Origin of the sequence: Nioella sediminis, from assembly GCF_001879695.1 — a bacterium.
Lineage (GTDB): Bacteria > Pseudomonadota > Alphaproteobacteria > Rhodobacterales > Rhodobacteraceae > Nioella > Nioella sediminis.
This window is the reverse complement of the sequence record NZ_MNBL01000155.1, coordinates 24,086-30,218: the sequence shown is the minus strand read 5'-3', so window position 1 is coordinate 30,218 and position 6,133 is coordinate 24,086. Positions and strand designations below refer to the sequence as shown.

At 59.0% G+C, this 6,133-nt stretch carries 8 protein-coding genes and 1 tRNA gene; 2 read left to right on the top strand and 7 right to left on the bottom strand.

Annotated elements, in window-relative coordinates; translation table 11 throughout:
• Positions 1-1,107: ATP-binding protein (locus tag BKY26_RS17410; protein ID WP_131541928.1), on the top strand; the 1,107-nt coding region annotated here is incomplete at its 5' end.
• A gap of 11 nt (positions 1,108-1,118) precedes the next feature.
• Here BKY26_RS17410 and BKY26_RS17405 read toward each other — a convergent pair.
• A tRNA-Ile gene (locus tag BKY26_RS17405) sits at positions 1,119-1,195 on the bottom strand.
• 88 nt (positions 1,196-1,283) lie between these two features.
• Positions 1,284-2,177, bottom strand: coding sequence for a Hint domain-containing protein (locus tag BKY26_RS17400; protein WP_071691643.1), 894 nt, complete (start codon positions 2,175-2,177; stop codon positions 1,284-1,286).
• Positions 2,178-2,473: 296 nt separating this feature from the next.
• Here BKY26_RS17400 and BKY26_RS17395 point away from each other — a divergent pair, with 296 nt between their 5' ends.
• On the top strand, positions 2,474-2,809 hold the full coding sequence (locus BKY26_RS17395; protein WP_071691642.1) for a DUF6916 family protein: 336 nt from the start codon (positions 2,474-2,476) through the stop codon (positions 2,807-2,809).
• 3 nt (positions 2,810-2,812) lie between these two features.
• Here the strand turns inward: BKY26_RS17395 and BKY26_RS17390 are convergent, their stop codons facing one another.
• The 5 genes from BKY26_RS17390 to BKY26_RS20325 all read right to left on the bottom strand — a co-directional run bounded on the left by BKY26_RS17390 (position 2,813) and on the right by BKY26_RS20325 (position 6,097).
• Complete coding sequence (locus tag BKY26_RS17390; RefSeq protein ID WP_071691641.1) at positions 2,813-3,313, bottom strand: GNAT family N-acetyltransferase; 501 nt, start codon at positions 3,311-3,313, stop codon at positions 2,813-2,815.
• 78 nt (positions 3,314-3,391) lie between these two features.
• Positions 3,392-3,841, bottom strand: a complete 450-nt coding sequence (locus tag BKY26_RS17385; protein ID WP_071691640.1) for a DUF6916 family protein — start codon at positions 3,839-3,841, stop codon at positions 3,392-3,394.
• 73 nt (positions 3,842-3,914) lie between these two features.
• Positions 3,915-4,442: a phage tail protein gene (locus BKY26_RS17380; protein WP_071691639.1), complete on the bottom strand. Its 528-nt coding sequence runs from the start codon at positions 4,440-4,442 to the stop codon at positions 3,915-3,917.
• Between the two features lie 255 nt (positions 4,443-4,697).
• Positions 4,698-5,579, bottom strand: coding sequence for a Hint domain-containing protein (locus BKY26_RS17375; protein ID WP_083431499.1), 882 nt, complete (start codon positions 5,577-5,579; stop codon positions 4,698-4,700).
• A 347-nt stretch (positions 5,580-5,926) separates the two neighbouring features.
• Positions 5,927-6,097: a hypothetical protein gene (locus tag BKY26_RS20325; RefSeq protein ID WP_158514358.1), complete on the bottom strand. Its 171-nt coding sequence runs from the start codon at positions 6,095-6,097 to the stop codon at positions 5,927-5,929.
• Between the last annotated feature and the right edge of the window lie 36 nt (positions 6,098-6,133).

The window sequence follows — 6,133 nt, the reverse complement described above, 5'->3', positions numbered from 1 at the left end:
GCCGCCATGGCAGTGGCTGCACGGCTGGATCTGGCGCGAAGCGACGCGGCCGTACCGGACTGGGTTTCCGAAAGCGATGTATCGCGCCGTTGGTATGACCTGTCGGGGCGCGTCGTGATCTCGACCCTGCAGGGGATGGTGCCGGAGATCGTCTGGATCGACCTTGCGCGCAACGACCGGCGGGTTTTTCTGGCATTGGGGCGCGGGCAGGAAACCTTGACGCTGGAGATCGACCGGCGGCGCGTGTCGGCCTCCAACCCGCATCAGCTGTTCGTCATCATGATCCTGACAGGCATTCTGATGACCGCTGTGGCCTTCGTCTTCCTGCGCAACCAGGTGCGGCCGATCCGGCGGCTGGCGCGGGTGGCAGAAGCTTTCGGCAAGGGAAGAGTCGCGCCCTACAAGCCCTCGGGCGCGCTGGAAGTGCGGGCCGCTGGCCGCGCCTTTCTGGACATGCGGGCGCGGATCGAGCGGCAGATCGAACAGCGAACCATGATGCTGTCGGGGGTCAGCCATGACCTGCGCACGCCGTTGACCCGGCTAAAACTGGGTCTGTCCATGCTGGACTCCGGGCCAGAGACCGAGGACCTTCTGCGCGATGTCGAAGAAATGGAAGCCCTGCTGACCGCGTTTCTGGATTTCGCCCGGGCCGATGCGCTGGATGATCCGGAAAGCGTCGACATCCTGGCCCTTGCGCGCAAAGTCGTCGATGATGCGATCCGCATGGGCGGGCAGGTAGAGCTCGTGCTGCCTGAAGCGGCCCCAGAGGTCGCCCTGCGTCCCGGCGCGGTCAGGCGTGCCCTGTCGAATCTTCTGGTCAACGCGCTGCGCTATGGCAGCCAAGCAAGGCTGACGCTGACGGTTCTGGATCGGGCGGTGCGCTTTAGCGTGGAGGATGACGGGCCAGGTATTGCCCCCGAGGATCGGGACCGCGCCATTCGTCCCTTTGCCCGGCTGGACGAGGCGCGCAACCAGAACCGTGGGGGGGGCGTCGGGCTGGGTCTGGCCATCGCCAATGACATCGCCCGCAGTCATGGCGGCACCATGCGCCTGTCGCGTTCCGAAGAGATGGGCGGGCTGCGTGTCGATCTGGTGCTGGCGCGGTGAAGACGGTGTTTTGGTAGGCCCGGCAGGACTTGAACCCGCAACCAAAGCGTTATGAGCGCTCTGCTCTAACCAATTGAGCTACAGGCCCGCCGAGGCGAGGAAATATCAGGATGAAGGGCGGGGTCAAGCCCGTCGCGAGGGCCGATCAGGCCCCCGCATCCGATCTTGGGGTTCGGTCAGGCGACTTTCGACTCGCCGAGCAGACGCGCGATATGCGCAGGCACCTGCCGGGCGCTCATGGCACGGGGGTAGGGCAGTTCGTCCATTTCCGGCACATCGCCATAGAGCGCCTCGAATTCGGCGTAGTTGTCGAACACCCGGCGGCTCACATTGTCGATGAATGTCTCGGCCGGGGCACCGTTGGCAAGGATGATCTCATGCGCCTCGGTCTCCACGTGGTAGACGGTGTAGCTTTCGCCCATCTCCTCCATCGGAACACGGGTAATTGTGGTGCCATTCACAAGCGCCCCTGCGTGGCAGATCACGCCATCGACCAGCATACCGTGATCGGCGGTGACCGTCAGGTCGGACACGGGCATTCCCTCGCCAAGCGACCCGGCTGCAAAGCGCACGGGCGCCACACGTTCAGCAGGTTTGAACAGGGTCTTGACCGTCTGTCGCCCGATCCATTTCACGGCGACCTCTGCGCCATCAGCGTTCAGAACCGTGTCACCGATGGACAGGGTTTCGACGGCCACATCCCCGGTAGGAGTTGCGACTGCCGTGCCGGTGAGGAAACAGGCCGTGAAGTCTGCGGTGTTGAGTGCCGCATCAATGGCTGCGAAATCCGCATAGTCCAAAAGGCCCTGCGCGTGATCAGTGGCATTGTCGTAAAGAACGGTGTAATCGTTCGAACCGTTCAGAAAAACCGGAAACTCCTTGCCATTTACAGTGACAGTTCCCGCATAGGTTCCGGGAGGAATGACAACAAAAGCACCGCCATCAGTCAGCGTCTCGCCAAGGGTCCAAATTTCATCACCGGAGTCCGTAACGGTCCCGGAAAGCCAGCTGTCGGTTCTTCCTCCGGTATCGCCATAGATCGTCGAATGGGTTGCAACATAGGCTGGCATCTCTAATCCTCGTTATTTCTGACTGTGACCGCCGAGGATACCCCAAGCTGTCACTCGTATTCGATTATGGACCCAAAGGGTGATTTCCAGCTTTCATTTCTAGATTGTTTTTGTGTGTGGGTCCACAGGATTAAACGAGGAAGGCTAGACTCTGGCAGGTGGTCGCAGTAAATGATTTGCATGGTCTATTACTACTATTGCCGATGGCAATCAAAATGTGATCAGTTTTTATCCGATCTTGACCTTTGCGGCGGTTTTCAGATCAATAGGATAGTCGATCCGTTTGAAAGCCCGATATGACCATTGATTTGATCACAGCAACTCATGAAACCTTTGAACCTTTTGTGGCTCAGAAATTCATCGTCACAACGGGCGACGGCGATATTGAACTGCTGCTGGACAATGTGAAGATTTTTCATGGCTCCATGATACGCGATAATGAACTGGTCATTGATGGTGTGCTCTACCCCCCGCGCAAGGCTTTTGCCCTGACATGGGAAGGCCCGCGTGACGCGCTGCTTCCTTCGGGAATGCACCATGTTGCGCATCCGGAGCTGGGACAGCTGGACCTGTTCATCAAGCCGTTCCGGCAGGATCACGACTGCATTCTCTATGAGACGGTGTTCAACTGATCTTCAGATCTCTCTGGGTCCGGTGTGCGGCATCCATTCCATCGCGATATGGTGACCCGCGTCCGACACCGCGCGAAAGCCGTGGCGGAGATAGAGGTTGAGCGCCGGGCTGTGCTTTTCCACATGCAGGCGCACCGGAACCTTGCCGCCATGGGCCTCGTTCATCAGGCTGCGCAGCAGATCGGTGCCGATCCCGCGCCCGCGCGCCTCCGGGATCAGCGAAAGCTCGATGATGCGCAGGCAGTCATCCTGCCGGTCGAGGTAAAGCCGCCCGATATTGCGCCCGTCGATCTGGATGATCCGCCTGATCGCATTCGGGAATGCCCGCTGGTAATGCAGATCCTGAGCGGCAAACTGTCCTTGCAGGAAGTCCCGCCAGTCTGCTTCGGTCCAGCTGGTCTGCTGAAATTCCCACTCGCGCGTGGAGGCATAGAGATCGAAGAGAAAGGCCCGGTCAGCGTCCTCGATTATGCGAAAGCCGATCTTGCCACGCGTCAGCTGCATCAGGATTTCCCTTATGATTTCAACGTTAAGGCCCGCCGCACTATGTGCGGCAGGCCATATGTTCGCTGCTGCGGGGCGTCAGCTCAGGGTCAGTTCCAGCAAGTCTGACCCGTCACGCGTGTGCACCGGGCCAAGGAACAGGTCCGCACTGCCCAGATGCATATGGCTGATGCGCCGGGTCATGTGGCCGGTTTCGACGAGTGGGGCCTTGTCGGGGCTGTCGAATACGGCGCTCACCGCTTCAGCACGGGGTAGATCGGCGGGCGCATCGGGGCCGAAGGGCCTGGCCTCGACATCAATCAAGTGCAGAACGGTCACCGTTCCGTCAGCTGAGGTGACCCGAAACCGATCGCCGACAAAGCGTTGCAGATCGGCGGCGGTTGCCGTTCTCCAGTCGACGGGGCCGGTGGCGGCTGGTCCAGGCGAGGGGCGGGCCAATGACGCGGATGGCAGCGCAGCCGCAGCGGCCGCTACGGCGGCCTGGCTTGCCAGATAACCCCGGCGGCTGAGCTTGGTGTCGGATGTCATGGCATTCTCCTATCAGAACGAAGAGCAAGGGGGGTGGTTGCCGCAGGGCATGCAGCGACCACTTTTCGATGGCCTAGCTGCGCGACGGGAAGATCCCCTGAAGCGCGATCTCGTAGTTCAGGACAAGATAGGGTTGCAGATTGTTCACAGGAAGGTTGCCACCGACATTGTTGGATCTGATGGCATTGGTGGCCAGTTGCGTATCCTCAGAAGCGTCCACGGCGGCATAGATATTCGTGAGTGACAGCATATTGCCGGACGGGCTGGGAGAGCCGGGAGGATTCAATTCGGCGTGCAATGTGGGAGCATGGTTATGAGACGGGAGTTCCGCAACGGTCAGAGTATTTGTTTCAGATCCGCCATGTTGACCCATTGTGCGCGCACTCAGACCCGGCCCGTGCCCACGGCCCATGGCAACCCGGCCCCGCAGGTCGGGCAGCCCGAATGTTGTCCGACCGTCGCCGCCATACATGGTACCAAGCAAGGAAAACAGCGCAGAATTGGAGGATATCGGCAAAAGCTGCCCGTCGCAAAACGCAAAACCCCGTTGCGCAAAGTTGTATCCAACCAGATAAATCTGACCCAAATATGGTTCTGCCATGATGCTTTCCTTATGGTCTGAGCCCGTGAATCGAGCAGTAAATCGTTCCCTCCGACAAGCACCGCAGTTTTATTTTGTCGGAACTTTTATTTATATCATCGGGACATTTGAAGAATGTCTCTGGCCTGTTCATTTAGTCAAGACATTTGTTAATTCTGGCATGAATCAAATGGTTTCCTCCGTAAATAATTGCTGGCAGGTGGGTAAAAAAAAGAGGGCCTTGAAGGCCCTCTTCTTGTGAAAATGAATTTGAAATCAGGCTATTGCCTTTCGCGCACCGCCTTGAAGCCTTGCGCGAATCCGGGCGGGAACCTGCCTTGCGGACATGGCGCGCGGGTAGGGCAGTTCGTGCATTTCGGGAACGAACCCGTAAAGAGTCTCGAAGTCCGCGTAGTTGTCGAAGGCCCTTCGGGAAACATTGTCGATAAAGGTCTCGGCCGGGGCGCCGTTTGCGAGGATGATTGCGTGCTCCTCGGTCTCGACATGGTAAACCGTATAGCGCTCATCCAGGTCTGACAGTGCAACGCGGGTGATGCTGTCTCCGTTCACCAACGCACCTGCGTGGCAAATCACACCATCCACGAGCATCCCGTGATCGGCGGTCACGGTCAGATCGGCATTTGGCAGGCCAGCGCCGAGGGATCCGGCGGCAAACCGCACCGGCAGCAGGCGTTCGGCGGGTCCGAAGCGCGGGGCAACTGTCTGGCGGCCGATCCACTTGACCGGAAGGTGGTGTCCATCTGCAGAGATCACCAGATCTCCGATCGAAAGGTTTTCAACCGATTGCGCCCCGTCCGGCGTATCGATCTGGGTTCCTTCGTGGAAGCACACCAACAGCGGATCAGTGGTGATGTTGGCAATGACGATCGAAGCAGGGGGCGTTGCTGACGCATCGCCGCTGAACAGCATGTAGTCACCTCCAGCTTCCTGGATAACACCCCAGACGGTTGTCCCGTCATCATAGGTGCCAATATAGATGAAGCTGTCGCCCCCGCCTCCCGGGGAATGCACGACCGCTTCGCCGTTGATGAACGTTCCGCTGACTTCCGTCAGCTGTGTTACGTTGTAGTTTGGATTGGCTGAGTTCCCGGTCGTGCCGTCATAGCGGTCTCTGACTACTACTGTGTATGTGGCCATGTGCTTTGCTACCCATCAATAAAACTGGGCCAAACGGAGATTGGGAGGGCAACAATGCCCTGGGTCCCATGCTTGTAAAAAAGAGTCTCGCCGTTGGCTGATTCCGTGCAAATACGGTTTTGCATATATGTTAACGAAAGTTAACAGAAAGATTTTCGATCTGGGGTTGAGTCGTGCAAATATGCGGGATGTGGCCTGTCTGCCCCGGTACAAGACGCTGAAACCCCAAGGCGTAGCGGCCCTGGGATTGATCAGGTGAGACGCCTCACTGAAGAACAAGAACCCCTTCAAACAGGTTGCAGAACAGGGCTTATTCCCCAAGTAAGGGTGTCCGGTTTCCCGCTCGGTCAGGTGGCGGTGGCGCAGTCCGTGCTCAGCGGCGCTCTGATACAATGCGGCCCCTGCCGCGCAGACACCGCGCAGGGATCGGGCAGTTCCACCACCTCGCCCACACTTCCGTAGCGCGCTTCCAACTCGGTGAAATCGACGAACGCCCTTAGCGGCGCTGCCCGCGTCACGCTGGCAATGGACTCGTCCCGTGGCCCCTGCTAGCA